Origin of the sequence: Pseudoxanthomonas composti (assembly GCF_004122095.1) — a bacterium.
GTDB lineage: Bacteria > Pseudomonadota > Gammaproteobacteria > Xanthomonadales > Xanthomonadaceae > Pseudoxanthomonas_A > Pseudoxanthomonas_A composti.
The window spans coordinates 138562-164294 of the sequence record NZ_SAWZ01000004.1; the positions used below are offsets into that span (position 1 = coordinate 138562).

Annotated in this window: 21 protein-coding genes; 11 read left to right on the top strand and 10 right to left on the bottom strand. The window is 69.0% G+C overall.

Annotation, left to right across the window (positions count from 1 at the left end):
• Nucleotides 1–141 precede the first annotated feature (141 nt).
• From EPA99_RS09035 to EPA99_RS09060, 6 genes are read left to right on the top strand one after another with little or no spacing between them, the layout of a single operon-like run.
• Nucleotides 142–936 carry an ABC transporter ATP-binding protein gene (locus tag EPA99_RS09035; protein WP_129470895.1) on the top strand — a complete coding sequence of 265 codons (795 nt, stop codon included), beginning with the start codon at nt 142–144 and terminating at the stop codon, nt 934–936.
• Complete coding sequence (locus tag EPA99_RS09040; RefSeq protein ID WP_129470896.1) at nt 936–1688, top strand: MlaE family lipid ABC transporter permease subunit; 753 nt, start codon at nt 936–938, stop codon at nt 1686–1688. The genes EPA99_RS09035 and EPA99_RS09040 overlap by 1 nt, the downstream gene beginning before the upstream one ends.
• Nucleotides 1689–1692: 4 nt before the next feature.
• On the top strand, nt 1693–2226 hold the full coding sequence (mlaD, locus tag EPA99_RS09045) for an outer membrane lipid asymmetry maintenance protein MlaD (RefSeq protein WP_129470897.1): 534 nt from the start codon (nt 1693–1695) through the stop codon (nt 2224–2226).
• A complete protein-coding gene (locus tag EPA99_RS09050) occupies nt 2223–2882 on the top strand; it encodes an MlaC/ttg2D family ABC transporter substrate-binding protein (RefSeq protein ID WP_129470898.1) in 660 nt (219 codons plus the stop codon). The genes mlaD and EPA99_RS09050 overlap by 4 nt, the downstream gene beginning before the upstream one ends.
• Nucleotides 2869–3189, top strand: a complete 321-nt coding sequence (locus EPA99_RS09055; protein WP_241688336.1) for an STAS domain-containing protein — start codon at nt 2869–2871, stop codon at nt 3187–3189. Before EPA99_RS09050 ends, EPA99_RS09055 begins: the two co-directional genes overlap by 14 nt.
• A gap of 25 nt (nt 3190–3214) precedes the next feature.
• The gene (locus EPA99_RS09060; RefSeq protein WP_241688337.1) at nt 3215–4222 is read left to right on the top strand and encodes an MlaA family lipoprotein; all 1008 of its coding nucleotides are present in this window, start codon (nt 3215–3217) and stop codon (nt 4220–4222) included.
• 354 nt (nt 4223–4576) lie between these two features.
• On the opposite strand, the gene EPA99_RS09065 is transcribed toward EPA99_RS09060, so the two are convergent.
• The 3 genes from EPA99_RS09065 to EPA99_RS09075 form a co-directional block, all read right to left on the bottom strand.
• Nucleotides 4577–5122, bottom strand: a complete 546-nt coding sequence (locus EPA99_RS09065; protein WP_129470900.1) for a glutathione peroxidase — start codon at nt 5120–5122, stop codon at nt 4577–4579.
• Between the two features lie 630 nt (nt 5123–5752).
• Nucleotides 5753–6139: a hypothetical protein gene (locus tag EPA99_RS09070; RefSeq protein WP_164978615.1), complete on the bottom strand. Its 387-nt coding sequence runs from the start codon at nt 6137–6139 to the stop codon at nt 5753–5755.
• Nucleotides 6140–6309: 170 nt separating this feature from the next.
• Entirely contained in the window at nt 6310–7905 is a 1596-nt protein-coding gene (locus EPA99_RS09075) for a DNA recombination protein RmuC (RefSeq protein WP_129470901.1), read from the bottom strand.
• An 80-nt stretch (nt 7906–7985) separates the two neighbouring features.
• Here EPA99_RS09075 and EPA99_RS09080 point away from each other — a divergent pair, with 80 nt between their 5' ends.
• From EPA99_RS09080 to EPA99_RS09095, 4 genes are all read left to right on the top strand, one after another.
• Nucleotides 7986–8609 (top strand): glutathione S-transferase family protein, encoded by a 624-nt coding sequence (locus tag EPA99_RS09080; RefSeq protein WP_129470902.1) that lies wholly within the window; start codon nt 7986–7988, stop codon nt 8607–8609.
• A gap of 23 nt (nt 8610–8632) precedes the next feature.
• A complete protein-coding gene (locus EPA99_RS09085; protein ID WP_129470903.1) occupies nt 8633–9178 on the top strand; it encodes a nucleoside 2-deoxyribosyltransferase domain-containing protein in 546 nt (181 codons plus the stop codon).
• Nucleotides 9179–9256: 78 nt separating this feature from the next.
• Complete coding sequence (gene leuE / locus EPA99_RS09090) at nt 9257–9883, top strand: leucine efflux protein LeuE (RefSeq protein WP_129470904.1); 627 nt, start codon at nt 9257–9259, stop codon at nt 9881–9883.
• A gap of 347 nt (nt 9884–10230) precedes the next feature.
• Nucleotides 10231–11670, top strand: coding sequence for an amino acid permease (locus EPA99_RS09095; RefSeq protein WP_129470905.1), 1440 nt, complete (start codon nt 10231–10233; stop codon nt 11668–11670).
• Between the two features lie 215 nt (nt 11671–11885).
• Here EPA99_RS09095 and EPA99_RS09100 read toward each other — a convergent pair whose 3' ends face one another.
• Nucleotides 11886–14684 carry a TonB-dependent receptor gene (locus tag EPA99_RS09100; protein WP_206733733.1) on the bottom strand — a complete coding sequence of 933 codons (2799 nt, stop codon included), beginning with the start codon at nt 14682–14684 and terminating at the stop codon, nt 11886–11888.
• Between the two features lie 210 nt (nt 14685–14894).
• On the opposite strand from EPA99_RS09100, the gene EPA99_RS09105 reads away from it, so the two are divergent.
• The gene (locus EPA99_RS09105; RefSeq protein ID WP_129470907.1) at nt 14895–16328 is read left to right on the top strand and encodes a glycoside hydrolase family 30 protein; all 1434 of its coding nucleotides are present in this window, start codon (nt 14895–14897) and stop codon (nt 16326–16328) included.
• A 193-nt stretch (nt 16329–16521) separates the two neighbouring features.
• Here the strand turns inward: EPA99_RS09105 and EPA99_RS09110 are convergent, their stop codons facing one another.
• The 6 genes from EPA99_RS09110 to EPA99_RS09135 all read right to left on the bottom strand — a co-directional run bounded on the left by EPA99_RS09110 (nt 16522) and on the right by EPA99_RS09135 (nt 25462).
• Entirely contained in the window at nt 16522–18498 is a 1977-nt protein-coding gene (locus EPA99_RS09110) for a S9 family peptidase (RefSeq protein WP_129470908.1), read from the bottom strand.
• Nucleotides 18495–19475: an alpha/beta hydrolase gene (locus tag EPA99_RS09115; protein WP_129470909.1), complete on the bottom strand. Its 981-nt coding sequence runs from the start codon at nt 19473–19475 to the stop codon at nt 18495–18497. The genes EPA99_RS09110 and EPA99_RS09115 overlap by 4 nt, the downstream gene beginning before the upstream one ends.
• Nucleotides 19472–20119, bottom strand: a complete 648-nt coding sequence (locus tag EPA99_RS09120; protein ID WP_129470910.1) for an FMN-binding negative transcriptional regulator — start codon at nt 20117–20119, stop codon at nt 19472–19474. The genes EPA99_RS09115 and EPA99_RS09120 overlap by 4 nt, the downstream gene beginning before the upstream one ends.
• The gene (locus EPA99_RS09125) at nt 20119–21582 is read right to left on the bottom strand and encodes an amidase family protein (protein ID WP_129470911.1); all 1464 of its coding nucleotides are present in this window, start codon (nt 21580–21582) and stop codon (nt 20119–20121) included. The genes EPA99_RS09120 and EPA99_RS09125 overlap by 1 nt, the downstream gene beginning before the upstream one ends.
• The gene (locus EPA99_RS09130; RefSeq protein WP_129470912.1) at nt 21579–23129 is read right to left on the bottom strand and encodes an amino acid permease; all 1551 of its coding nucleotides are present in this window, start codon (nt 23127–23129) and stop codon (nt 21579–21581) included. The genes EPA99_RS09125 and EPA99_RS09130 overlap by 4 nt, the downstream gene beginning before the upstream one ends.
• Before the next feature lie 98 nt (nt 23130–23227).
• A complete protein-coding gene (locus tag EPA99_RS09135) occupies nt 23228–25462 on the bottom strand; it encodes a TonB-dependent receptor (protein WP_164978617.1) in 2235 nt (744 codons plus the stop codon).
• Between the last annotated feature and the right edge of the window lie 271 nt (nt 25463–25733).

The window sequence follows — 25733 nt, forward strand, 5'->3', positions numbered from 1 at the left end:
CCGCATCGTTTCAACGGCAGCCACCACAATGGCGCCGTATCGCGCGACAATACTGCACCTGCGAGTACGGTTTTATTCAGGCGCCAGCGCCGAAGCTACCGCGTTGATGTTTCGTTAACGACTTTCCGACACCTGGTCGACATGTCCCTTGAGCAAACGCCCGCCGTCCATCTGGATGCCCTGCGCCTCGTGCGCGGCGGACGCACGATCCTGCGCGAGGTCGACCTACGCGTGCCTCGCGGCAGCATCACCGCGGTGCTGGGCCCCTCGGGCAGCGGCAAATCGACCCTGTTGGCCGCGCTAACGGGCGAGCTGGTGCCGGCGGCGGGTAAGGTGGAGCTGTTCGGCCAGCCGGTACCGCGCTCCAGCCGGGCGCTGCTGGAGATGCGCAAGGGCGTGGGCGTGCTGCTGCAGGGCAATGGCCTGCTGACCGACCTGACCGTGGGCGAGAACGTGGCCCTGCCGCTGCGGGCGCACACCCGGCTGCCGGCCGCGCTGATCGAGCGCCTGGTGGCCTTCAAGCTCAATGCAGTGGGCCTGCGCACGGCAGCGGACCTGTACCCGCGCGAGCTGTCCGGCGGCATGGCCCGGCGCGTAGCGCTGGCCCGGGCGCTGGCGCTGGACCCGCCGCTGATGATCTACGACGAGCCGCTGACCGGGCTGGACCCGATCGCCTCGGGCGTGATCATGAGCCTGATCCAGCGGCTGAATCACAGCCTGGGCATGACCAGCATCATCGTCAGCCACCATGTCCACGAGACCCTGCCGGTGTGCGACCAGGCGCTGGTGATCGCCAACGGCGCGCTGGTGTTCTCCGGCACGCCGGCGCAGCTGCAGGCCAGCGACGACCCGCTGGTGCAGCAGTTCCTGCATGGCCGCCCCGATGGCCCGATCGCCTTCGATACGGCCGCCACCCGCAGGACGGAGGCCGCCTGATGGCCATGACCGATTCGATCCGCTCGCTGGGCGCGGCCGGGCTGTTCTCGCTGTCGGTGCTGCGCGCCTCGGTGCCCACCCGCGACTTCTGGGCCGAGCTGACGCGCGAGATCTACAAGATCGGCGCGCGTTCGCTGCCGATCATCGCCGTGGGCGGGGCCTTCGTGGGCCTGGTGCTGACCCTGCAGGGCTATCGCACGCTGACCACCTTCGGCGCCTCCGACGCGCTGTCCACCCTGCTGGGCCTGTCGCTGTACCGCGAGCTCGGCCCGGTGCTGACCGCGCTGCTGTTCGTCGGCCGCGCCGGCAGCTCCATCGCCGCCGAACTGGGCCTGATGCGCGCCACCGACCAGATCAAGGCGCTGGAACTGATGGCCATCGACCCGGTGGCCAAGGCCGTGGCCCCGCGCTTCTGGGCCGCGGTGCTGACCGTGCCGCTGCTGACCGGCTTCTTCTGCTCGCTGGCCATTAGCGCCAGCTACTTCGAGGCCGTACACGTGCTGGGCCTGGACAATGGCGTGTTCTGGTCGGCGCTGCAGGGCAGCGTGGACGTCTGGGACGACTTTGGCGTGGCCTTGCTGAAGTCGGCCGTGTTCGGTGGCGTCAGCGCGCTGGTCGCTTCCTATGTGGGCTTCAATGCCGAGCCCACCATCGAGGGCACCTCGGTGGCCACCACCCGCGCGGTGGTGAATGCCTCGCTGCTGGTGCTGATGTTCAATTTCGTGCTGTCCGCCCTGCTTTTCAGGAGTTGATCCCATGTCCATCCGCGGACCCCGTCTGGAACTGGCGGTTGGCGCCTTCCTGCTGCTGGCCCTGGCCTCGCTGCTGGTGCTGGCGCTGGCCTCCACCAACCGTTCCTTCGGTTTCGGTAGCCAGAGCTACGAGCTCAAGGCCCGTTTCACCAACCTGGGCCAGCTGCGCTCGCAGGCGCCGGTCAAGATCGGCGGCGTGGTGGTCGGGCAGGTGGGCAAGATTCAGCTGGATCCGGTGAAATTCGATTCCATCGTCACCCTGGATATCGACAACGCCTACAAGGACCTGCCGGACGACACCGCGGCCGGCATCTACACCAGCGGTCTGCTGGGCGAGAATTATGTCGGCCTGTCCCCTGGCGGCAGCCCCGACACGCTCAAGCCCGGCGACGAGCTGGTCTACACGCAGCCGGCGGTGGATCTGTTGCAGCTGGTCGGCAAGTACATGTTCAGCGGTGGTGGCAAGCCCGGCGAAGGCGCCGAGAACGGCGCAGCCCCGGCCCCCACCCCCGCCACCTCAGAGGAAACCACACCATGATCCGTTCCCTTCTCTCCATCGCCCTGGGTAGCGCCCTGCTGATCGGCGTGCCGGCCCTGGCACAGGCGCAGACCGCCGCGGCGGCCGCCGCGTCGGCTAGCTCGGCCGGCAAGATCGTGCAGGACAGCAGCACCCGCATCCTCAACACGCTGGAGTCGCGCCGCGCCGAGTTCCGCGGCAACCCGGCCGCGCTCAAGCAGTTCATCACCACCGAGTTCAACCGCGCCTTCGACAAGGAATACGCGGCCCGCCTGGTGCTGGGTGTGCACGGCCGCGGCGCCTCGGCGGCCGATGTCACCGCCTTCGCCAACGCACTCAGCGACAACCTGATGTCGCGCTACGGTCAGTCGCTGCTGGACTTCAACAGCAAGCTGCAGACCAAGGTGCTGAGCGAGACCGCGCTGCCGGGCAACAAGGGCATGCGCGTGTCCACGCAGATGCTGCGCCAGGGTGCCGAGCCGATCCCAGTGGATTACCTGCTGCGCCAGGTCAACGGCCAGTGGAAGATCTTCGACGTGATGATCGAAGGCATCTCCTACGTGCAGACCTTCAAGACCCAGTTCGATGCCCCGCTGCGCCAGAAGTCGCTGGCCCAGGTCACCGAGGATCTGCGCCAGGGCCGCATGCAGGCCGGTGGAAACGGTGGCCAGCGCTAAGCCCGCCAGCCTCGTCCGCCGCGACGAGGCCCTGGTGTTCGACGGCGCGCTGGACCGCGCCGCGGCCACGGCGCTGTGGCCGCAGGCCAGCCGCGCGCTGGATGGCATCCGCGCGCTGGACTTGAGCGCGGTTAGCCGCGTGGACAGCGCCGGGCTGGCGCTGCTGGCCGAGCTGCTCGCGCGCCTGCGCGCGCAGGGCGCCGCGCCCGTGTTGATCGGCCAGCCGGCCGGCCTGGCCGAATTGCGCGATGCCTACCGCCTGGGCGCGGAACTGGATTTCCCCGGCGCCGGTGCCATCGGCACCTGACGCAGCGTCACCTCTGGATGTCCCCATGAAAACCTCGATGCGCGTTACCGCCGCCCTGATCCTCACCACTGGCCTGGCTGCCTGTGCGGGGGTGAAACCGACCCAGGCACCGCCGCCGCCGGCCAGCCCGGTCGCGCCGGTCCCTGCTGCCGCCGCCACGCCGACCGAGGCGAACGCGCCGGATGCGAGCGCGTCGCCATCGGCCACCGATAACGCCACTGCGGCGGCCGCACCGGTCACCCAGGCCGAGGACGACTTCTCCGCGATCTATGGCACCGCCGCACCCGATGCCGACGATGACGGCAGCGCTGGGGCCGGCACCCCCAGCTACGATCCGTGGGAGGGCTTCAACCGTCGGGTCCACAGCTTCAACAACGTGGTCGACCGCAATGTCGCCCGGCCGCTGGCGGTGGCCTACAGCCGCACCGTGCCGCAGCCGGTACGCAAGGGCGTGACCAACTTCTTCAACAACCTCGGCCAGCCGGTCACTGCGCTGAACGCTTTGCTGCAGGGCAAGCCGTCGGAGGCGTGGGGCTCGCTGGGGCGCTTCTTGATCAACACCACCGTCGGCCTCGGCGGCGTGCTGGATCCGGCCAGCCACGACAAGGTGCCCAACAACAACGAGGATTTCGGCCAGACCCTGGCGGTCTGGGGCTGGCGCAACTCGCGCTATGTGGAGCTGCCGCTGTTCGGGCCGCGCACGGTGCGCGATACCTTCGGCCTGGTCGGCGACCTGCCGCTTTCGCCCACCCAGCGCATCGAGAACGACAAGGCACGCATCTTCCTGCAGGGCTTGCAGCTGGTGGACGTGCGCACCCAGCTGATGGCGATCGACTCGCTGCGCGATGGCGCGGTGGACGAGTACGCGCTGTTCCGCGATGGCTGGCTGCAGCGTCGCAACTACCAGATCACCGATGGCGGCCAGCGCGGCCGCGACGTCGATGGCGACGGCCTGCCGGACTACCTCAAGGACGACGACGTGCCGACGGTGCCGATGAACGCCATGCCGATGATTCCCACCGGCGGGTATTGACCACTCGGTCCGCAGAGAGGAAAGCCGCCCACCGGGCGGCTTTTTTGTACATAGGGTGGATGACGCGCTTCCATCCACCATCGCCGCGATACGAACCGGCAGGGTGTAAAGGCGCGCCAGGCTCAGCCGCAGCGGGCGCCCTGATGGACAAACTTCGCGTTGTCCACCCACGTAGGGTGGATGACGCTTTTTTCATCCACCATCGCCGAGAAACAAACCGGCAGGGTGTAAAGGCGTGCCAGGCTCAGCCGCAGCGGACGCCTCGGTGGACAAGCTTCGCGTTGTCCACCCTACGTAGGGTGGATGACGCTTTTTCATCCACCATCACCGGGCGCGTAAGGGGTAGGCGTGGCTTCAGGCAGCGAGTGCGCTGTCGATGGCCTGGCGCAGGCGCGCATCGTCCGCGGTCACATCCGGGGAGAAGCGGCCGATCACCTGCCCATCGCGGCCGATGAGGAACTTCTCGAAGTTCCACAGCACCCCCGGGGCCGGATTGGCCTCGATGCCCAGGCCGACCAGCTTCTCGCGCATCGGGCCTTCGCCGGTGGCCTCGGGCTGGGCGGCGATCAGCTGCTGGTACAGCGGATGGGTCTCGGCGCCGGTGACGGCGATCTTGGAGAACAGCGGGAAGGTCACATCGAAGGTCGCGCTGCAGAACTGCGCGATCTCCGCATCGGTGCCCGGCTCCTGGCCCTTGAAGTCGTTGGCGGGAAAGCCCAGCACTTCCAGTCCCTGCGCCTGCTTCTGACGATACAGCGCCTCCAGACCCTCGTATTGCTTGGTCAGGCCGCATTTGGAGGCCACGTTGACCACCAGCAGCACCTTGCCGGAATAGGCGCCAAGCGAGCTGTCCTGGCCTTCGATGGTCTTGAGCGGAATGTCTTGGATCGAGGTGCTCACGCGAGGTTCCTGCGATGAAGAGGGAGACCGTCGAGGATACCCTCACCGCTGCGCCGCATGCAGCGATCTCGAGTGTCTCGTCCCTTCGATCAGCCCGCGCCGTTGCTGCGTCGGGTCTGGGCACACGCAGCGCACACGCTGTGGTGGACAAGCTTCGCCCTACGTAGGGTGGATGGCGCTTTCTCATCCACCATCGCCGAGAAACGAACAGTCAGGGTGTAAGGGGTGTCATGCTCAGCCACAGCGGCCGCGCTGGTGGGCAAGCTTCGCGTTGTCCGCCCTACGTAGGGGGATGGCGCCCTTCTATCCACCATCGCCGAGAAACGAACAGGCGGGGTGTGAAGGCGTGCCAGGCTCAGCCGTAGCGGACGCCTTGGTGGACAAGCTTCGCGTTGTCCACCCTACGTTGGGAAGGCGCGCTTCCATCACCGCCGCGCGAAGACGAACGACATGGACAAGCCGTAGGGTGGATGCCGCTCTTCATCCACCATCGCCGCAAGACGGACAGCCCAGGCGTGGCGGCATCCCAGCCGGAGCCGCAGTGCCAGAGACAGGCCGGAGCCCGATCTCGATCGAGCGCGCGGGCCTGTCGCATCGAAGCGCATGCAAGCCCGCGCAATGGCGCCTGGCTCAGTCGATACAGATCGTCGGCTTGGCCACGCCCTGCTCGATCCACTGGCGGCAACCGAAGTTCTCGCGCACATCGCGCTGGCAGGTGCCGGTGGCCGCCTGACCCGCAGCGATCTCGCCGCTCGCCAGGCAGCGGCCGCTGCAGTCGGCGTCGTCCCGGCAGGCCTTGCCGGCATCGGCGTAGGGCACCACGCACTGCGGCAGGCCACGTCGCCCCAACGGCTGCACGCTGCCGCCCTGCGCGGCACAGGCCTGCGCGTCGGGCTGGCCGGATGTCGCCATGCCGGTCTGCGCCGCGGGCGCGCTCGCCGGCCCACTGCTGCAGGCGGCCAGCAGGAGGGCGAGGCTGGCCATCGTGGACAGTTTGCGCAGGGTCGAACAGGTCATCGGGTACTCCTGTGTTGAGATCAGCGAGCGCTCTGGCTTCGCTCGGGGCTTGCGTTGGATGCGGGCGAATCATTTGAGAAACGAGTGAAGAGGAAGGGAGAAACGAGTGAAGGCGAGGCTTCCGCTTTCTCTCGTTCCTCTCCGCTCGTTCCTCATTTCTCGCTCCTCAGTCAGCGCATGTCACCTTCATCCGCTCCGGTATCGTCCGCAAGATCGTCGCCCGCTTCCTCCCCACCCAGGTCGCCGAGCAGGGCCTGCGACTGCGAGTCGCCCAGGGTTTCCACGCCGCGTAGCTTGCGTTCGATGGTGCGGGTCTTGCGGCTGGCATCGCCCAGGCTCTTGCCGACGGTGTTGATCTGCTTTTCTGCGCGCTCGAGGATGCCGGCGAACTTGCCGAACTCGCCCTTGACCGCGCCCAGCAGCGCCCAGACCTCGCTGGAGCGCTGCTCGATGGCCAGGGTGCGAAAGCCCATCTGCAGGCTGTTGAGCAGGGCGGTGACGGTGGTGGGCCCGGCGATCACCACGCGGTGCTCGCGCTGCAGCAGGTCCACCAGGCCGGGGCGACGGATCACCTCGGCGTACAGGCCCTCGGTGGGCAGGAACATCACCGCAAAATCGGTGGTGTGCGGCGGGGCGATGTACTTGTCGCTGATGGACTTGGCCTGCACGCGGATGGCGCGCTCCAATTGCGCGCCGCCCAGGCGCACGGCCTCCACGTCGCCGGACTCCTGCGCATCCAGCAGGCGCTCGTAGTCTTCGTGCGGGAACTTGGAATCCAGCGGCAGCCACACCGGCGCGTCGTGGTCGCTACGTCCGGGCAGGCGTACGGCGAAGTCCACCATCTCGTTGCCGTCGTTACGCAGCTTGACCCCGCGCGCGTACTGCTCGGCGGTCAGGGTCTGCTCCAGGATGTTCTCCAGCTGCACCTCGCCCCAGCCGCCGCGCGACTTGACGTTGGTCAGCACGCGCTTGAGGTCGCCCACGCCGGTGGCCAGCTGCTGCATCTCGCCCAGCCCGCGCTGCACCTGTTCCAGGCGCTCGGAGACCAGCTTGAAGGACGAATCCAGGCGCGCGTTGAGCGTGCCCTGCAGCTTCTCGTCCACGGTCACGCGCATCTGCTCCAGGCGCGCGGCGTTGTCGGCCTGCAGGCGCTGCAGCTGCTGGTCCAGCGTGCCGCGCATCTCGGCGATGCGCGCCTCGTTGCGCTGGGTCAGCTCGGTCAGGCGCGCGCCCAGCTGCTCGTTGAAGCGGCTCAGCGACTCGCCGCTCTCGCTGCGGGTCTTGCGGCTGTCCTCGCCCAGCTGTTCGCGCAGCGCGCCCATGTGGCTGTCGCTGCGGGCGATGAGTTCGGCCAGCTGCTGGCCGAAGGCGAGGATGCGCGCCTCCTGCTGCGCGCCGAACTGCTCCAGCTGGCCGCGCATGTCCTGCAGCCGCGCGCCGAGCATGTCGGCCGTGCGCTGCTGCGACTGCGCGCCTTCCTCGCGGGCCTTGCGGGCGTCCTCGCCCAGCTGTTCGCGCAGCTGGTCCAGGCGCGCGTCGGTGCGGGTGGACAGGTCGGTGAGATTGCGGGCGAAGGTGTCCAGCCGGGCTTCCTGCTGGCGGGAGAGGGCTTCGAGCAGCTCGCGCAGTTCGCTGCGGCCGCTGCGCTGCTCTTCGCGCAGCGTGTGTTCCAGGGCGGTTGAATCGCCACGGCGAAACAGCGCCACCAGCTGCAGCACAAGGACGGCCAGCAGCAGGCCGAGCAGGATCAGGGTTTCAGGTTGCATGCGTAAAGTGTAGCGGCGCGCGTCTCATCCGCTGCGCCTGTCCAGCGGATAAGCTGTCCGCCCCCCAGCCGGCCCCCGCGATGCTCACGCTGTACGGCAAGTCCCCCTCGATCAACGTGCGCAAGGTGCTGTGGCTGCTGGACGAGCTGTCCCTGCCCTGCACCCAGCTTGATTACGGCAGCGGGTTCGCGCCGGTGGACACGCCCGAGTTTCGCGCGCTCAACCCCAATGCGCTGGTGCCGGTGCTGCGCGATGGCGCATTGACGCTGTGGGAATCCAACAGCATCTGCCGCTACCTGGCCGCGCGCGAAGGCCGCCACGACCTGCTGCCGGCCGAGCCCGCCCGCCGCGCCCTGGTGGAACAGTGGATGGACTGGCAGGCCACCGAGCTCAACAGCGCCTGGCGCTACGCGTTCATGGCTCTGGTGCGCCGCAGCCCGGCCCATGCCGACCCGACGCAGGTGGCAGCCAGTGCCGCGCAGTGGAACCGGCAGATGGCGATCCTGGACGGGCAGCTGCAACATGGCGCGGACCACGTGCTGGGCCAGGACTTCACCCTGGCCGACCTCGTGCTGGGCCTGTCCACGCAGCGCTGGCTGATGACGCCGATCGAGCGGCCCGTGCTGCCGGCGGTGCAGGCCTGGCACGGGCGGCTGTGCCAGCGCGAAGGCTTCCAGCGCTTCGGCTGCAACGGCATTCCCTGATCCGCATGACTTCAAGGCCCTCCATGTCGCATCTTCGTCCTGCCCTGCTCCTGCTTGCCGCACTTGGCGCCCTGCTGGCCATCGCGCCGGCCTGGTCGGCGCAGACCATCACCTCGCCCGCGCCGGTGCCGGCTGGCGATGGCCGGCTCAAGGTTTTCCTGGCCGGCAGCATCGAGATGGGCAAGACCGGAGACTGGCAGGCCCAGGTGCAGCAGGCGCTGGCCGATATGGACGTGCTGCTGCTCAACCCGCGCCGCGCCGACTGGGACCCGGCATGGAAGCCGCAGGCCGATGACCCCAACTTCCGCGCCCAGGTGCAGTGGGAGCTGGCCGCGCTGGAACAGGCCGACCTGGTGCTGATGTACTTCGCGCCCGGCACGCAGAGCCCGATCACGCTGCTGGAGTTCGGCCTGTACGCGCGCTCGGGCAAGTTGCTGGTGGCCGCGCCCGAAGGCTATTGGCGCAAGGGCAACCTGGACATCACCGGCGATCGCTACGGAGTCCCGCGCTACGACAGCCTGGACGCGCTGGTCGAGGCGGTGCGTGCGCGGCTGCGCGCGCCGCGCTGAGGGCCTGCGAGAGCGCTCGCCGTTGTCGGCCTGCGTGCTTACCATCAGCGGCTTGCAAGCGATGCGTGAGTGCGGGCCATGCCGTGGATGGGGATCGAGAACCTTTGGACCTTCGCCCTGGCCGTGCTGGTGTTCCTGGCCTTGCCCGGGCCGGGCACCTTCGCGCTGCTGACCGCCACCGGCAAGGCCGGCATCCGCGGCGGTTATGTCGCCCTCACCGGGCTGCTGCTGGGCGACCAGGTGCTGATGTGGCTGGCGGCGGCGGGGGTGGCGGCGCTGCTGAAGGCCAATCCGCTGGTGTTCCAGGCCGTGCAGTACGCCGGTGCGGCCTATCTGGTGTGGATCGGGATCGGGCTGTTGCGACAAAAGGGCCAGGGCGATGCGCCGGGGGTGATCCGGCTGCAGCCCGGGCACTTCTTCCGCCAGGGGCTGTTGATCACCCTGCTCAATCCGAAGGCCATCGTGTTCTACATGGCGTTCTTTCCCTTGTTCATCGACCCGGCGGCGCATCGGGGCGTGCTGACCTTCGCGGCCATGTCGGTGCTGATCGCGCTGATCTCGGTGGCGTACTGCTCGCTGTTGATCCTGATCGGCCATGCGCTGGCGCAGCGGTTGCACCGGCATCCGCGCGTCGGCCAGTGGCTGCGCCGCGCGGCCGGGGTGTTCCTGATCGGCTTCGGCATCCGGCTGGGGACCAGCAGCTAGCCTTCGCGGTTTGTGAGAGCCAATTCATCGGCGAACGGGCTTTGCCAGTAAAGCCCCTTCGCGGCTGAAGCCGCTCCCACGGGAGTTCGGGCGAGCGCCTGGCGCTGTCCTGGCAGTCCTCTGCTACGTACCAGCACCTTGCCTTCGGCTTGTGGGAGCCGATTCATCGGCGAATAGGCTTTGCCGGGAAAGCCTCTTCGCGGCTAAAGCCGCTCCCACAGGGGTTCGAGCAAGCGAGGGCCTGTGCGCGGTCCTGGCGGTCCTGCGCCGGCTTGCCGCGCTGCAGGGTTCATCGCCGCGGCGGCATCGGCGACACTGGGCGCCGGTTTTCCTTCATGAGAGACGCCATGGGTGCCTGGCTGCGCCGCAAGAATATCGATCAGGTCACCGTGCACGAGGCCGGTCGCCAGCTGGTCCCCACCCTGTCCTGGCCGCACCTGATCGCACTGGGCATCGGCGCCATCGTCGGCACCGGCATCTACACGCTGATCGGCGTGGGCGCGGACAAGGCCGGCCCCGCCGTGCTGCTGTCCTTCGTGGCCGCCGGCATCGTCTGCGCCTGCGCGGCGCTGGCCTATGCCGAGATGGCCACGATGATGCCGGCCGCCGGCAGCGCCTACACCTACAGCTACACCGCGCTGGGCGAGAGCATCGCCTGGGTGGTGGGCTGGAGCCTGATCCTGGAGTACTCGCTGGTGGTCAGCACGGTGGCGGTGGGCTGGTCGGGCTACTTCGTCGGCTTCCTGCAGTGGGCCAGCGCGAACACCGGCGTGGACATGAGCCTGCCGGCCGCCCTGACCGCCGGCCCGCATGCCGGTGGCATCGTCAACCTGCCCGCGGTGGCCATCACCTTCGTCGTGGCCGGACTGCTGATGGCCGGCACCAAGGAAAGCGCCACGCTCAACGCGGTGCTGGTGGTGCTCAAGCTGATCGCGCTGGCGGTGTTCGTGGCGGTGGCCCTGCCGGCCTTCGACCCGGCCAACCTGCATCCGTTCATGCCCTACGGCTTTTCCAAATCGGTCGATGCGCAGGGCGTGGAGCGCGGGGTCATGGCGGCGGCGGCGATCATCTTCTTCGCCTTCTACGGCTTCGATGCGATCTCCACCGCGGCCGAGGAGACCAAGAACCCGGGGCGCGATCTGTCCATCGGCATTGTCGGTTCGATGGTGGGCTGCACGCTGATCTACGTGGTGGTGGCCCTGGCCGCGGTGGGCGCGATGAGCTTTACGGTGTTCGGCAAGAGCGCCGAGCCGCTGGCGCTGATCATGCGCGAGCTGGGCAGCGCCAGGGCCGCGGCGGTGATCGGCGCGGTGGCGGTGATCGCGCTGCCGACCGTGCTGCTGGCCTTCCTGTATGGGCAGAGCCGCATCTTCTTCGTGATGTCGCGCGATGGCCTGCTGCCGCGCGGGCTGTCCAAGGTCAACCAGCGCACCGGCACGCCGGTGGCGACGACCTTGTTCACCGCCGTGCTGGTGGCGGCGCTGGCCGGGGTGGCGCGGCTGGATGAGATCGCCGCGCTGGCCAATGCCGGCACGCTGGCGGCCTTCACCGCGGTGGCCGTCTGCCTGCTGGTGCTGCGCAAGCGCGAGCCGCACCGCGCGCGCGCCTTCCGCACGCCGTTGGCCTGGATCGTCGGGCCAGTGGCGATTGGCGGTTGCCTGTATCTGTTCTGGAGCCTGCCCAGCCGCACCCAGGTGTATTTCCTGGTGTGGAACGCGATCGGGGTGATCGCCTACCTGGCTTACGGGCGTCGCCACAGCCTGCTGGGCAGGGGCGAGCAGGCCTGAGGGGTGGGTACGCGGGATTGTGCGGGTTTGTGGGGACGGCCCCCCATCCGCCCTGCGGGCACCTTCCCCCGCGCGTGGGAGAAGGGAAGGCGTCTAGGCGCTTCATGCGCTGAGGTGCTGATCCGCTCCCTTCTCCCGCGCGCGGGAGATGGTGGCGCAACGCGCCGGATGAGGGCGCTCTTGCTGGCGCGCAGACGCACGCCCCGCCGGTCGGCTTACAGCGAGTAGCGGAAGCCCAGCATGTATTGGCGGCCGTACTTGGTGTACTCCTCGGGGAAGAACAGCCCGGTGCCGGTGCTCTCGCTGACCTCGGTGCGGAAGGGCTCGTCGGTGAGGTTGTTGACCTGGAACAGCAGGGTCAGGCCTTCCATGCGGGTGCCCTTGGCGAAGTCGTAGCTCAGCTGCGCGTCCATGGTGCGCTCGCTCAGCGTGTTGCGGTACTGGCGCTGGCCGAACAGGGCGCTGTACTCGCCGCGGTAGCCGTCGCGATAGCGCTGGCTCAGGCGCGCGGAGAAGCCGTGCTTCTCGTAGTACAGCGTGGCATTGGCCACCACCTTGGACAGGCCCGGGATGGTGTCGGTGCCCGGCGAGTTGTCGTTCGGGTCCGGGTCGATGGAAGACTCGGTGTAGGAGATGTTGAACAGCGCGCCGAAGCCATCGAGCTTGTCGCTGATCAGGCCGCCGGCCAGGGCCGTGGACAGTTCCGCGCCGCGCATGTAGCCGCCGGTGCCGTTGGCCCAGGTGCTGAAGTTGCCGGTGCTGGAGATCGGCTGCAGACCATCGGGGTCGGGGGTGTAGCCGCTGAAATCCCACACCAGGTTCTGGCGATAGATGTAGGTTTCCAGGTTCTTGCGGAACAGGGCCAGGCCGACGTAACTGCCCTCGCCGAAGTACTTCTCGAAGGACAGGTCGAAGGCCAGCGCGCGATACGGTTCCAGAGTGGGGTTGCCGCCGCTGCCGCTCCACAGGCCGGCCTCGGCGCCGGTCTGGATCACCCCGGCGCTGGAATCGGCGCTGAGGTAGTTGATCGGCGGGCGCATCAGCGTCTTGCTGGCCGCCGCGCGGATCAGCCAGCCGTCGCCGAAGTCGAAGATCAGGTTCAGGCTGGGCAGGAAGTCGCTGTACTCGGCGCCCAGGGTCTGCGAGCCGACCACCGAGTCGTTGGCGGCGTTGAAGCCGGTGGAGGACTGGTCGCTCTGGATGTACTGCGCGCCGACGTTGCCGCGCACACGGATGTTATCGCTCAGGTCCATGTCGATGTTGCCGCGGATGTAGAAGGTGTTGACCTTCTCCTCGACGATGAAGTCCTTGCGCAGGTCGTCGTTGCTCTCGCTCAGGCGCACATCGTAGTAGCGGTTCAGCAGCGCGCGTGGGTTGAAGCTGAGGATGTCGCCGATGCCGACGAAATCCAGCGAGGTCGGCGCATACAGCAGCGACGGGTCCACCAGCGTCGGGGTGGTGCCCTCACCGCCTGCCGCCGGCGGCAGGAAGGCGAAGTACACGTCGGCCACCTTCTCCTTGGTGCGTTTGTTGACGTTCACGCCGAAGTCCACGCTGCGCATGATGGCGTTGTCCATCGCATGGCTCAGCTCCAGGCGTCCGGCCTTGATGGTGTCCTTCTGCTGGGAGTTCTCCAGGCGGCCGTCATGGTTGTAGTTCTGCGGGTCCCACAGGTAGACCGCGTTGGGATCGGCCAGGTTGGGCGTGGCGAACTGCGAATAGCCCGGGCTGGTGCGCAGGTCGAAATCGATGCTCTGCCCGCCCAGGCGGCCGGCGTAGAGCTCCAGCGCGGACTGGTCGCGCTTGGCCCGCGAGTAGCTGGCATCGGCGGTAAGCGTCCAGGTCTCGCCCAGGGCGAACTTGTTGTTCCACCCGGCCGAGAACAGCCGGTCCTGGCGCTGGTTGCTGTCGTTGCGGATGATGGGCTGCACGCCGTTGAGGGTGCCGCTGGTGAGCACCGGATAGCCGTCGACCAGCGTGGTCTGGGCATTGCTGTAGCTGGTGCCAGTGCCGTCGGCGCCGACGAAATCCGAGGCGTTGGACCACATGGTCCCGTGCATGGTCTCGTCCTGATCGAACTTGGAGTAGTACAGGTCCAGGATGCTGTGCCACTGCTCGCTGGGCTTGTACTCGAACACCGCCATCACGCCATCGCGTTGCAGGTCGCGCGACTTCACCCAGGCCTCCGAGCCCTGCAGGTTGATCGCATTGAGCGGACGGCCGGCCTGGTAGGGGCCATCCCAGTCCACGCGGTCCAGATCGGCCCACCACCAGGATTTGTAGTGCTCTTCCTGGAAGGGCGACTTCAGCCGCGCCACGCCCAGGGCCACGCCGAAGGTGTCGTCGGCGAACTGGTCCACGTAGGAGGCGCTGGCACGATAGCCCTTGTCCTGGCCATCGCCGCTGAGCTCGCCCAGCGAGTTGTATTCGCCCTGGCCGCTGACCACGATGCGGCGCTCGGCCAGGTCCAGCGGGCGGATGGTCTGCAGGTCCACGGTGCCGGACAGGCCCTGGCCGATCAGCGCGGCATCGGGGGTCTTGTACACGACCACGGCGTTGACCAGCTCGGACGGGTACTGGTCGAATTCCACGCCCCGGCTGTCGCCGGTGCTGACCTGCTCGCGGCCGTTGAGCAAGGTGCCAGCGAACTGCTCGGACATGCCGCGGATGTTGATCACCTGCGAGCGGCCGTCCACGCGCTGGGTGGTCAGGCCCGGCAGGCGCGAGATCGAGTCGGCGATGGACACGTCCGGCAGCTTGCCGATGTCCTCGGCGGAGATGGCCTCCACGATCGAGGTGGCCTCGCTCTTGGTCTCCACCGCGCTGGCGATCGCGCCGCGGATGCCGGTGACCTTGACCGTATCCAGCTCGGTGGCGTCCTGCGCGGGGGCGGTCTGCGCCATTGCAGACGTGGAAGCGGCGAGTGCGAGGCAGCAGGCGGCAGTGAGCAGATGGAAGCGCGGCGCGCGCGAGTTGTTCGACGCGCGACGGCGCCCTGCGGTGATCTGTGTCATGTGCCCCCTCCAGGCGAATCTGACAGCGCTGTCATAGCGACGATGTCCACACGCGTCAAATGGCGCATGACCGGCCATCTCGAACCGGGCGCGAACGATAGCCGAATCAGCCCACTGCACCCTATCGACTTTGGTCCCATGTGGCGATGCAACATGCATCGCGCGCAACGTTGCGGCCAAGATCGGTGTCCGCTCGTTGAAGGACATGTCATGCACAACCGCTTTCCGTACGCACTCGCATTGATCGGCGTGTTGTGGTGTTCGCCCGCCGTCGCAGCGCAAGCGGAGGCGATGCGCGCCTGGGTCACCAGCAACGACCACACCCTGGCATTGGCGCCTTTGCAGACCACGGCGTGGCGCACGACGCGTGGCGATCGCGCCGCCATCGACATCGCCCTGGATGCCGGCAAGCCCGACCAGGCCATGGTCGGCTTCGGCGCCTCCATCACCGATGCCTCGGCCTGGCTGATCCAGCAGCAATCGCCTGCGCAACGCGATGCGCTGCTGCGCGAGCTGTTCGGGCGCGAAGACAATGGCCTGGGCCTGAGCTTCACCCGCCTGACCATCGGTGCCTCGGATTTCTCGCGGTTCCACTACTCGCTGGACGACACGCCGGACAACGCGCCCGATCCGCAGCTGCAGCACTTCTCGATCCAGCACAATCTGGCAGACGTGGTGCCGGTGACCCAGGCAGCGCTGAAGATCAATCCGCAGCTGAAGGTCATGGCCTCGCCCTGGAGCGCACCGGCGTGGATGAAGTCCAACCGCAAGCTGGTGCAGGGCACGCTGGATCCGCAGTACCAGGACGCCTTCGCCCGCTACCTGCTGCGCTATGTCGATGCCTATGCGCAGCAGGGCATCCCGATCTGGGCGCTGACGGTGCAGAACGAGCCTGACTTCGAGCCCAAGGACTATCCGGGCATGCGCTTGAACGCGCCGGCGCGTGGCCAGTTCATCGCCCAGCATCTGGGCCCGCTGCTGAAGGCGCGCGGCAAGGACGCGCCGCTGCTGATGGATTGGGACCACAACTGGGACAAGCCGAACGAACCGATGGGCGTGCTGGGCAACGCCGATGCCGCCCAGTACGTGGACGCCATCGCCTGGCATTGCTACATGGGCACGCCCGATGCGCAGGGGCCGGTGCGCGCGGCGTTTCCCGACAAGGATGTGTACCTGACCGAATGCTCGGGTGGGAACTGGGAGCCGCTGAACACCGGCGGGCTGGTGCTGCAGGCGCGCCGCACGGTGATCCAGTCGGTGCGCCATGGCGCGCGTGGTGTGATCTTCTGGAACCTGGCGCTGGATGAGCGCAACGGCCCGCATGCCGGCGGCTGCGACACCTGCCGCGGTGTGGTGACCATCGACGCCAGGAGCGGGAAGGTGCTGGACCGGACCGACGAGTACTACGCGCTGGCGCATGTCAGCCGCTTCGTGCTGCCTGGTGCGCGGCGCGTGGCATCGCCGGACACGCAGGGGCAGGTCGACAACGTGGCCTTCGTCAATCCCGACGGCAGCCGCGTGCTGGTGGTCAGCAATTCCGGCGACGCGCCGCAGGCGCTGACCCTGGGCGAAGGCGAGCGACGCGTGCAGGCCACGCTGCCGGCCAAGAGCCTGGCAACCTTCACCTGGTCGTCGGCGAAATAGGCGGCGACCGACAGCTCCGCGTACGATCTTTCTGTGGGAGCGACATGTGTGGAAGCGGCTCCAGGTGGCCTCGGGCCATCAGCCGCTAAGAGGCTTAACCGGTCAAGCTCTTCGCGGCTAAAGCCGCTCTCAAAGATGCGATCCTCCTTCCCGGGTACTGCGGCATCCGCTCGCGAGAAATCAATAGGCCCGCTCAGCGCAGATGCCCATCCAGCCAGTCAGCCACACGCTGCTGCACGTCGCGGCCATGTTCCTGTTCGAAGAACCAGTGCGGGCCGCGCGGATAGGTCACCATCTCCACCGGCGTGCCGTGGAACTTGAGCGCGCGATACAGCATCTGCCCCTGGCTCAGCGGCACGCGCGCGTCGGCCTCGCCGTGCAGGATCAGCACCGGCGCGGTGACGCGGTCCACGTAGCGGATCGGCGAATGCGCATCGTATTCGGCGCGATTGGTCACCGGATCGCCAAAGTAACCCGGCGCGTAGGCCGGCACGTCGGTGGTCAGGGCCGCCACGCCGATGTCGATCACGCCCGCGCCGACGATGGCGGTCTTGAAGCGCTTGGACTGCGTCACCGCCCAGGCCGACATGTAGCCGCCGTAGCTCCAGCCGCCGATGCCCAGGCGCTGCGGGTCGATCACGCCCTGCGCCTGCAGCAGGTCCACGCCATCGAGGATGTCCTGGAAATCCGCGCCGCCCCAGTCGTGCCGGGCCAGCTCGGTGAAGGCATGGCCCTGGCCTTCCGAGCCACGCGGGTTGGGCAGGAACACCGCGTAGCCGCGCGTGGACAGCAGCTGCGCCCAGTCGTGCCAGGAGCCCAGCCAGCCCGACCACCAGGCCTCGGCCGGCCCGCCGTGCACTTGTACCAGGGTGGGCAGCGGCGCGTCGCCCTTCCAGCCTGGCGGGGTCACCAGCACGCCGGTGATGCGGCGGCCATCGCGCGATGAGGTCCAGTCCAGCTCGCGCACCTGGCCATGGGCCCAGCCGGCGACCTGCGGGTTGCTGTCGGTACGCACGGCGAGCCTGCCGCGCTCCAGCGTCCACACCTCACCCGGCTGGTCGTCTCGCAGGCCGAGGAAGGCGACACGGCCGCTGTCGGCGACGCTGAAGCTGGGATAGGCGGTCTTCGCCTTGGCCAGGGTGCGCCAGGCGCCGGTGGCCGCGTCCACGCGCAGGAACGCGCCGCGCACGCCGTGCAGGCCCTGGGCGATCAGGGTCTTCTCGTCCTGCCAGTGCGCCGACCACAGCGTGCCTGGCCAGTCGCGCGCCAGTTCCACCCGCGCACCGTCGGCCAGGGTGTGCACGACATGGGTGGCGACCATGCCATAAGGGGCGATGCGGCCATACAGCAGCTTGCGGCCATCGGGCGAGAACTGCAGCGGGATGGCCGATGCCGACGGCTCCAGGGGTTCGCTCAAGCTGCCATCGGCCAGCGACAGCAGCACGATGCGCGAGCGGTACCAGTAGCCGTTGAGCGTGGTGTCCTCGGACACGCGCAAGGCTAGGCGGCCGCCGGCCGGCGACCACGCCACGTCCTGCACCTGCAGCCCGGCGGGGGTGAGCGCCCGCGCCCGCGCCTGCCCACTGCGCAGGTCGCGCAGCCACAGCCGCTGGAACCGAGTGGGGTGTCCGACGTCCACCGCATCGTCCTTCGCCTCGGCCGCGGCCTTGTCCTGCGCGCCGGGTGCATCGACCGCCAGATAGGCCAGCTGCTGGCCATCGGGCGAGAACGCGTACTTGGCCACATCGCTGGCCGCCTGGGTCAGCAGCTGCGGCGCGCTGCCATCGGCACTGGCGCGCCAGAGCTGGGTCGTGCCGAGCGCGGCCGTGTCCAGCCCCTGCGGCAAGGGCCGGTCGGAGAGGAAGGCGATGCCGCCATCGGCCAGCCACTTTGGCGAGGACTCGCTCGCGTCGGCCGGCGCGGCCAGTGCTTGCGCGCTCGCCTTGCCGCTGGCCGGCACGCGCCAGAGGCGGCTCTGCGGCGGCTTGCCCTGTGGCCGCGGCGTGGCCACCGTGTAGACGATCCATGCGCCGTCGCGGCTGATCTGCGGATCGTCCACGTGCTTGAGCTGGCTGATCGCGGCGGGCGTGGGCAGGGTTTGCGCGGCGGCCGCGCTGGACACCAGCAGGCCGCCTGCCAGCAGCAGCGACAGGCGAAGCAGACGGATCATGCGGATGGGTCCTGGGTTGCGGGGTCGAACAGGTGCCTGCGCAGCCAGCGACAGCCGCGCGCGATCGCCGCACGTGCCTGATCGGAAACGGCCATGGCCTCGATGAAGCTGTGTGGGGCGCCTGCATGTTCGCAGGTCTCCACGCTCACCCCCGCCGCGCGCAGGCGCTGGGCCATGTCGCGGTTCTGTTCGGCCAGCACGTCGCGGTCGCCCCACAGCAGCAGGCTCGGGGGCAGGCCGGTCAGGTCGGCGTGGACCGGCACGGCCAGCGGGTCGCGACAGCGCAAGGCGTCCGGCCCCAGGTACGCCAGCCAGAACGCGTCCATCTCCGCAGCGCTCAGCATGTCCTCGTCGGTGCCCAGGGTGGCCGCGGCCTGCGCGGAGATCGCCGGGTCCCAGGCGCCGTAGTTCAACACCAGCGCGCGCAGGCCTGGCAGCATCCCGCGCTCGCGCAGCGCAAGCGCGGTGGCCACCGAGAGATTGCCGCCTGCCGAATCGCCGGCCAGGGCCATGCGCTGTGGGTCGATCCCGAGCGTGCCGGCCTGGTCGCGCAGCCATTGCACGGCGCACACGCATTGGTTGAGCGCGGTGGGGTACGGGTGCTCCGGGGAAAGCGCGTAGTCCACGCCCACCACCACCACGCCCGCGCCCTGCGCGTACTCGCGCATCAGCCGGTCGTGCGTGTCCAGGCTGAACATGCACCAGCCGCCTCCATGCACGTATACCAGCGCCGGGCTGGCGGGCCCGGCGCCATGCGGGCGATACACGCGCAGGCGCAGGCTTTCATCAATCCGAAGATCCTGGGTGGAAGCCATCTGCGGCCCGCCTTCGCGCCAGCGCGCGCGCGTGGCCTCGGCGATCCCTCGGCGCGCCGGCCAGTCCAGCGCACGGCCGGCGGCCAGGGCGCGGCCCTCGCTGACCACAGCGTCGATGAAGTGGCGAATCTGCGGGTCTAGCGCGTCCATCGCCGCGCTCATGCGCGCCCATCCTGGCCATCGCCGCGGGTGGAAAACGCCTGCATCCACTGCACCACCTGCGCCTCACCACTGCGGCTCAGGCCGGCCAGCAACTGGGCGAAATCGTGGTCGCGCTCGTCCTGGCCGAGCTTGAAGGTGGAGCGGGTCCTGGTGATCGCCCCACGCAGGGCGGTCACGCCCTGGGCCAGGCGCGCGTAGCGCTCGCCCATCTCCTCCAGCGTCCACGCATTGGGCCGCGCGCCTTCCATACGCGTGACCAGCGCGCGCAGTTCATCCTCGATGTCCTGGGGCTCCTCGCTCAGGCTGACCTCCAGCTCGAACACCGCCGCGGCGTAGTTCCACGACGGCGCCTGGGTGCGGTCGTCCAGCCAGCTCGGCGAGACATAGGCGTGCGGGCCCATCACCAGCGCCTGCGCGATGGGATCGCGGCGCAGCCGCGCAACGTGCGGGTTGCGCCGCGCCAGGTGCCCCTGCAGGGCGACCAGGCGGCCCTGGGCATCCAGCGCCGCGCGCAGCGGCAACGGGGTGAATGCGGCATCCTCGCCACCGGCCGACACCAGCCAGGCCATGGGCTGGGCGTCCAGCAGCTTCAGCACGTCGTCCTGCGAACGGGCGGCGTACAGCGCATCGCGGGCGTGTCCCATCAGCGTGTCTCCAGGGTGGCGACCGAATGCATCGGCCAGCGGTCGTGCCAGGGCGCGGCCGCCTCGAGTTGGTAGGCCAGGCCCAGCAGCAGGTCTTCGTCGCCGCGGTTGGCGGCGAACTGCACGCCCAGCGGCAGGCCATCGTCGTCGTGGGCCAGCGGCAGCGAGATCGCGGCGGTGCCGGCCAGGTTCTGCAAGGGCGTGTAGGAGCACCACTCGAAGAAGGCGGCCAGCAGCTCCTCCACCGGGCGCTCCGGCGAAAGCTCGCCCAGCACGGGCGGCGCGCGATGCAGGGTGGGCGTGAGCAGCACGTCGTAGCGCTGGTGGAAGGCATCGAAGGCCGGCGGCAGCGCGGCCAGCTGGGCATAGGCGTGCTCCAGCTGCGCGATGCCGCAATGCTGGCGGTTCCACTGCGCCAGGTCGCGTGTCCACGGTTCCAGCGCGCCCTGCGTGGCCTCCACGCCCAGCGCGGCGACCGTCAGATCCACGCAATCGGCCGCGGTATGCGACCACAGCGTGGTCATCGCGCGCAGCACCTGCGCACCGTCGACCGGCCAGGGCGCCAGTTCCACGTGATGGCCCAGCTGCTCGCACAGGCGCGCGGCCTGCGCGGTGGCGTCCTGCAAGGCGGCCGGTGCGGCCTGGCCGTGCAGGTTGCCTTCCACCAGCGCGATGCGCAGCCGTCGGTCCGGGGCCTGGCGCACCATCGGCCGGCCCTGCGGTGAGGTCGCGGCAAAGGCCCAGGCGCTATCGCGCACGCTGCGCGACATCAGGCTGTCGCTGACGATCAGGTCCTCGATGGGGTGACGCTCGCGCACCCGCACCACGCCGCCACGCCCGGGCTTGAGCCCGACCACGCCGCAGCAGGAAGCGGGAATGCGGATCGAGCCCGCCCCGTCGCTGCCATGGGCCAGCGGCACCAGCCCCGCGGCCAGCGCGGCGCCGGCACCGCCGCTGGAGCCGCCCGGCGAGCGGTCCAGGTTCCAGGGGTTACGCGTGACCGGTCCCAGCAGCGGCTCGGTGGACGGCAGCAGGCCGAACTCGGGCATGGCCGTCTTGCCCAGCGGCACCAGCGCCTGCGCCTCCAGCCGTTGCGCGAAGGCATGGGCATGGGTGGCCAGCACGTTGTTGCGGCTACGCGAGCCACCGCGCGTGGGCATGCCTGGCCAGGCCAGCGAATCCTTCAGCAGCAGCGGCACGCCGGCCATCGCCGGGCGCTCGGCGCCCATGGCATCGACCTGCGCCGCACGTGCGCGCCCCAGGTCGAAGGCCTGGTGGCTCAGTGCGCCCAGCGCCGGGTCCAGCGCCTGGATACGGACGATGGCCGCCTCGGTCAGCTCGGCCGCCGAGAGTTCACCGCGCGCGATCAGCGCGGCCTGGTCGTGGGCATCCAGGCGCCCCAGCGCCAGGGCATCGGCCACGCGCGGGGCCGGCGTTGCAGCGCGCGTTGAAGACAGACTCATCGATCGGTTCCATCACCTGCTGATGCCTGCCGGCGCGAACGCCGCAGGCCATATCCGAAATACAGCGCGGCACCGGCCACGCAATACACCACCAGGATCAGCGCCGGCAGCGCATCGCCGCGCACGACCTGCAAGGCCATGTCGGTCAGCACCGGCGCCATCATCCCCAGACACATCACGATGCCCAGCACCGGCACCACGCCGATCCACACCCGCCCGACCCACACCCCGCCCAGCGGCACGCGGAAGGCGCCGGCCATGTCCGGGCGGAACGAGCGCAGCCACATCACCGCGATGCACACCACGATGAAGGCCGAGGCGATGCCCAGGCAGGCCAGGTCGCCGAGGATGTTGATCGGCAGCAGCGCCGCGCAGGTCGCCGCGATCCCGCCCAGCACCAGGTTGCCCCGCCACGGCGTGGCAAAGCGCGGATGCAGGCGCTGGAACAGACTGGGCAGCAGCCCATCGCGCGAGATCGCCAGGGCGATGCGCGAATGGCCATAGGCGTTGGCCAGCAGCACCGAGCCCAGCCCGGTGAGCGCGCCCAGCTTGATCACCCCGGCAAAGCCCGGCCAGCCGATGCGGTCCACCGCCAGCGCGATCGGGTCGGGCACGCCCAGCTCGCGGAACGGCACCAGCCCGGTGAGCACCGCGCCGGCGGCCATGTACAGCACCGTGCACACCACCAGCGCGCCGAGAATGCCGAAGGGCACGTCGCGCCGCGGGTTGCGCGCCTCGGCCGCGGCGGTCGACACGGTCTCAAAGCCCAGATAGGCGAAGAACAGCATCGCCGCCGCACGCAGCACGCCCGGCCAGCCATAGGCGAAGCCGCCTTCGTTGGGCGGCAGGAACGGCACCCAGTGCTGGGCCTGCACGAACTGCGCGCCCACCGCGATGAACACCACCAGCACCCCGACCTTGATCAGCACCAGCACGGTGTTGGCCATGGCCGAACGGCTGACCCCGAACATCATCGTCAGCGCCGCGGCCAGAGCCGACAGCGCCGCGACCACGTTGACGCTGCCGGTGAAGCGCAGCGCGGTGTGTCCGCCTTCCTGGCTGGCGGCGATCAGCGGCGTGGACAGCAGCGCCGGCACAGCGATGCCCAGATCGCCGATGAAGCTGACCAGGTACCCGGCAAAGCCCACCGACACCGCCGCGGCGGCCAGCGTGTATTCCAGCATCACCAGCCAGGCCAGCGCCCAGGCCGCGCCCTCGCCCAGGGTGACGTAGCAATAGCTGTAGGCCGCCCCCGGGAGCGGGATGGCCGAGGACAGCTCGGCATAGCACAGGCCGGTGAAGCCGCAGGCCAGCGCGGCGATGACGAAGGACAGCATCACCGCAGGGCCCGCGAACTCGGCCGCCGCCGTGCCGGTCATCACGTAGATGCCGGCGCCCAGGATGTTGGCCACCCCCAGCACCAGCAGGCTCCAGCCGCCCAGGCGCCGCCGCAGGCCCACCGCCTCGGTCTCGGCCACGGCCTGGTCGATCGGCTTGCGGTAGGCCGCCTGCCGGGCGCGGCTCAGCGGGGCTGGGTCAGGGCGCATGGGCGTGGTTCCTCATGGTCGGCAGGCGCATCGATCGCGCGCGCCGGCAGCACCGGCGTGGAGATCGCTGCCGTGGGCGACGGTTCAAGCCAACGGCCTCAATAGCGCCAATGCACGGTCACGCCCACCGTGCGCGGGCGCACGATGCCCTCGCCGATGCCGTTGGTTTCCGGCACCGTGCGCGTCACCCCACGCTTGTCGGTGAGGTTGCTGCCGAACACGGTCACATCGGTCCTGCCGAAGCTCATGCGATAGCGCAGGTCGAACAGGTTGTAGTTGCCCTGCGTGTTGGGGGCGATGCCCGGCACGGCCGAGTTGAGGTCGCTGATGCCGCTGGACAGGAACTGGTGGGACAGCATCACCGTCGGCGCGAAGTTGCCGTCGAACTGGTAGCTGAGCGTGTTGTTGATCGACCACTCCGCCGAACCCGGCAGCTGCGACCCCTTGGGCGCGGTGCCGTAGTAGAGGATGAACAGGTCTTCGTCCAACTTGGCCTGCTGCCAGGTCGCCGTGCCGGTCCAGTTGAAGCCGGCGAACGGGCGCCACTGCGCGGACAGTTCCACGCCGCGGCTGTAGGCCTTGCCGCCGTTGCTGGCGTAGTTGTAGAAGTCCGGCGTCTGCAGGCGCAGCTGGATGTCCTTCCAGTCCACGTAGAACAGCGTGGCATCCAGCAGGAAGCTGCCGCCAGCCCAGCTGGTGCGCGTGCCCAGCTCGTAGTTGACCAGCTCATCGCTGCGCGAGCCGGCCGGCACCGGATAGGCGCTCAGCCCTGCCGTATTCGGCGTGCCGAAGCGGAAGCCCTCCGAGGCCAGCGCGTAGAACATCACCTGCTCGTTCGGCGTGTAGCTCAGCGAGAGCTTGGGGTTGAAGCCGCTCTCCTCGTTGCTGGACGGGGTGACGATGGGATCGCCTGGATAGGTCGAGAAGCCTTCCTGCACCGAGGTGGTGCGGATGCGCGTGCGGAACAGGCGCCCACCGGCGGTCAGCTTCCACTGCGGGTTGAACCACACCGAGGCCTCGCCGAACAGCGCGGCCTCCGAGCCATGGGTGCGACTGGTGAAGGCATTGAAGATCTGCCCGTCCGGGGCAATCACCGCGCCGGCGCCGGGTCCGTACAGCGAGGAGTTGTCGAAGGCCGCCGCCGCGCCTTGCGCCCCGATGGCCTCGTACAGGTCCTTCTCGGTGTCGAAGAACATGCCGCCCAGCAGCCACTCGAAGCGGCCGTTGGACGGATTGGACAGGCGCAGCTCGATGCTGCGGCCTTCGCTCTCACCGCCCGAGTCGATGTACAGCGGATTGGTCAGGTCCAGGTCCAGGTCGGCGTTGTAGGCGCTGCGGATCGGGGTGTAGTCGAAGCGCCAGTCCTGCTGCTTCTTCTGGTAGGCCAGCAGCGCGGTGAAGTCGGCAAAGCCCAGGTTCTGGTCCAGACGCAGGCTGTGCACGTCGACCTTGGTGTTGGTGAACTCGGGGATGGCGGTGTTGCGCTGCAGGTCGCCCAGGCCGCGGATCTGGTAGGCGTTGTCGTCCGAGTCGGTGTTCTGCAGCAGGCTCAGCCAGGTCAGCGTGGTGTCCTGGCTGGGCGTGAGCACCACCGAGAAGCGCCCGCCGGCCAGCTGGGTGGTGTTGGCCCCGTCCTTGCCGGTGCCAAGGTTGTCGATGTAGCCGGGGTCGTCGCGATACTGGGCCACCGCGCGGAAGGCCAGCAGGTCCTGCTTGACCGGCACGTTGACCATGGCCTTGGCGCCGAAGCCGACATCGGCGTTCCTGGTCTGGCTGACAGTGGCCTCGGCCGCGGCATCGAAGGCGCCGGCGTCGGCGACATTGGCGATGTAGTTGACCGCACCGCCCATCGAGGCCGAGCCGAACAGCGTGCCCTGCGGCCCGCGCAGCACTTCCACCCGGTTGAGGTCGAAGGCGTCCACGTCCGGTACCACGATGGTCCAGCCCGGCTCGGTCAGCGGCACGTCGTTGAGGAAATAGCCGGTGGTGGTCTGGCCCTGCACGTTGCCCGCGCTGGTGGCGATGCCGCGGATGACCACGTGGGAGACGCCCGGCTGGTAGCTGTTGAACACCACGCCCGGCGTGCGCTGGATGTAGTCGGCCAGGCCCTGGGCGCCCAGATCCTCCAGCTGCTGCCCGGTCACGGCCGAAACACTGCCGGCGACCTCGCGGATGGACTCATCGCGCTTGCTGGCGGTCACGGTGATGGTGTCCAGCTCGGTGGCGTTGCGCTGGCTGCTGTCCTGAGCGCCGGCGGTGGCGCTGGCCAGGGCACAACACAGGCAACCGAAACGGATGGCGCGGGTCAGGCGGGATGTGGCGAACGGCTGCATCGGAAGAATCCCCTTGCGACGAAGTGACGGTGGGCAACACGGCGTGGGTCGCCTGCGTTGCCAGGACGCATGGCCGCGCAGGGGACCTGTGGCAGGAGCGCAGCGCATGCCTTCCCTCCTGGCCGTCCCTGACCGGCGCGCGTGCCGCCTGCCCGGTGAGTAATAGGTGACAGGCGCTAGCGGCGTCCAGCAGAATCAGCGGCAGGCCCCTGCTCGCCAAGTTGCTGTATCGCAAGGGTTTCCCGCACGGATGTCCGCAGGTGGTGCTGTC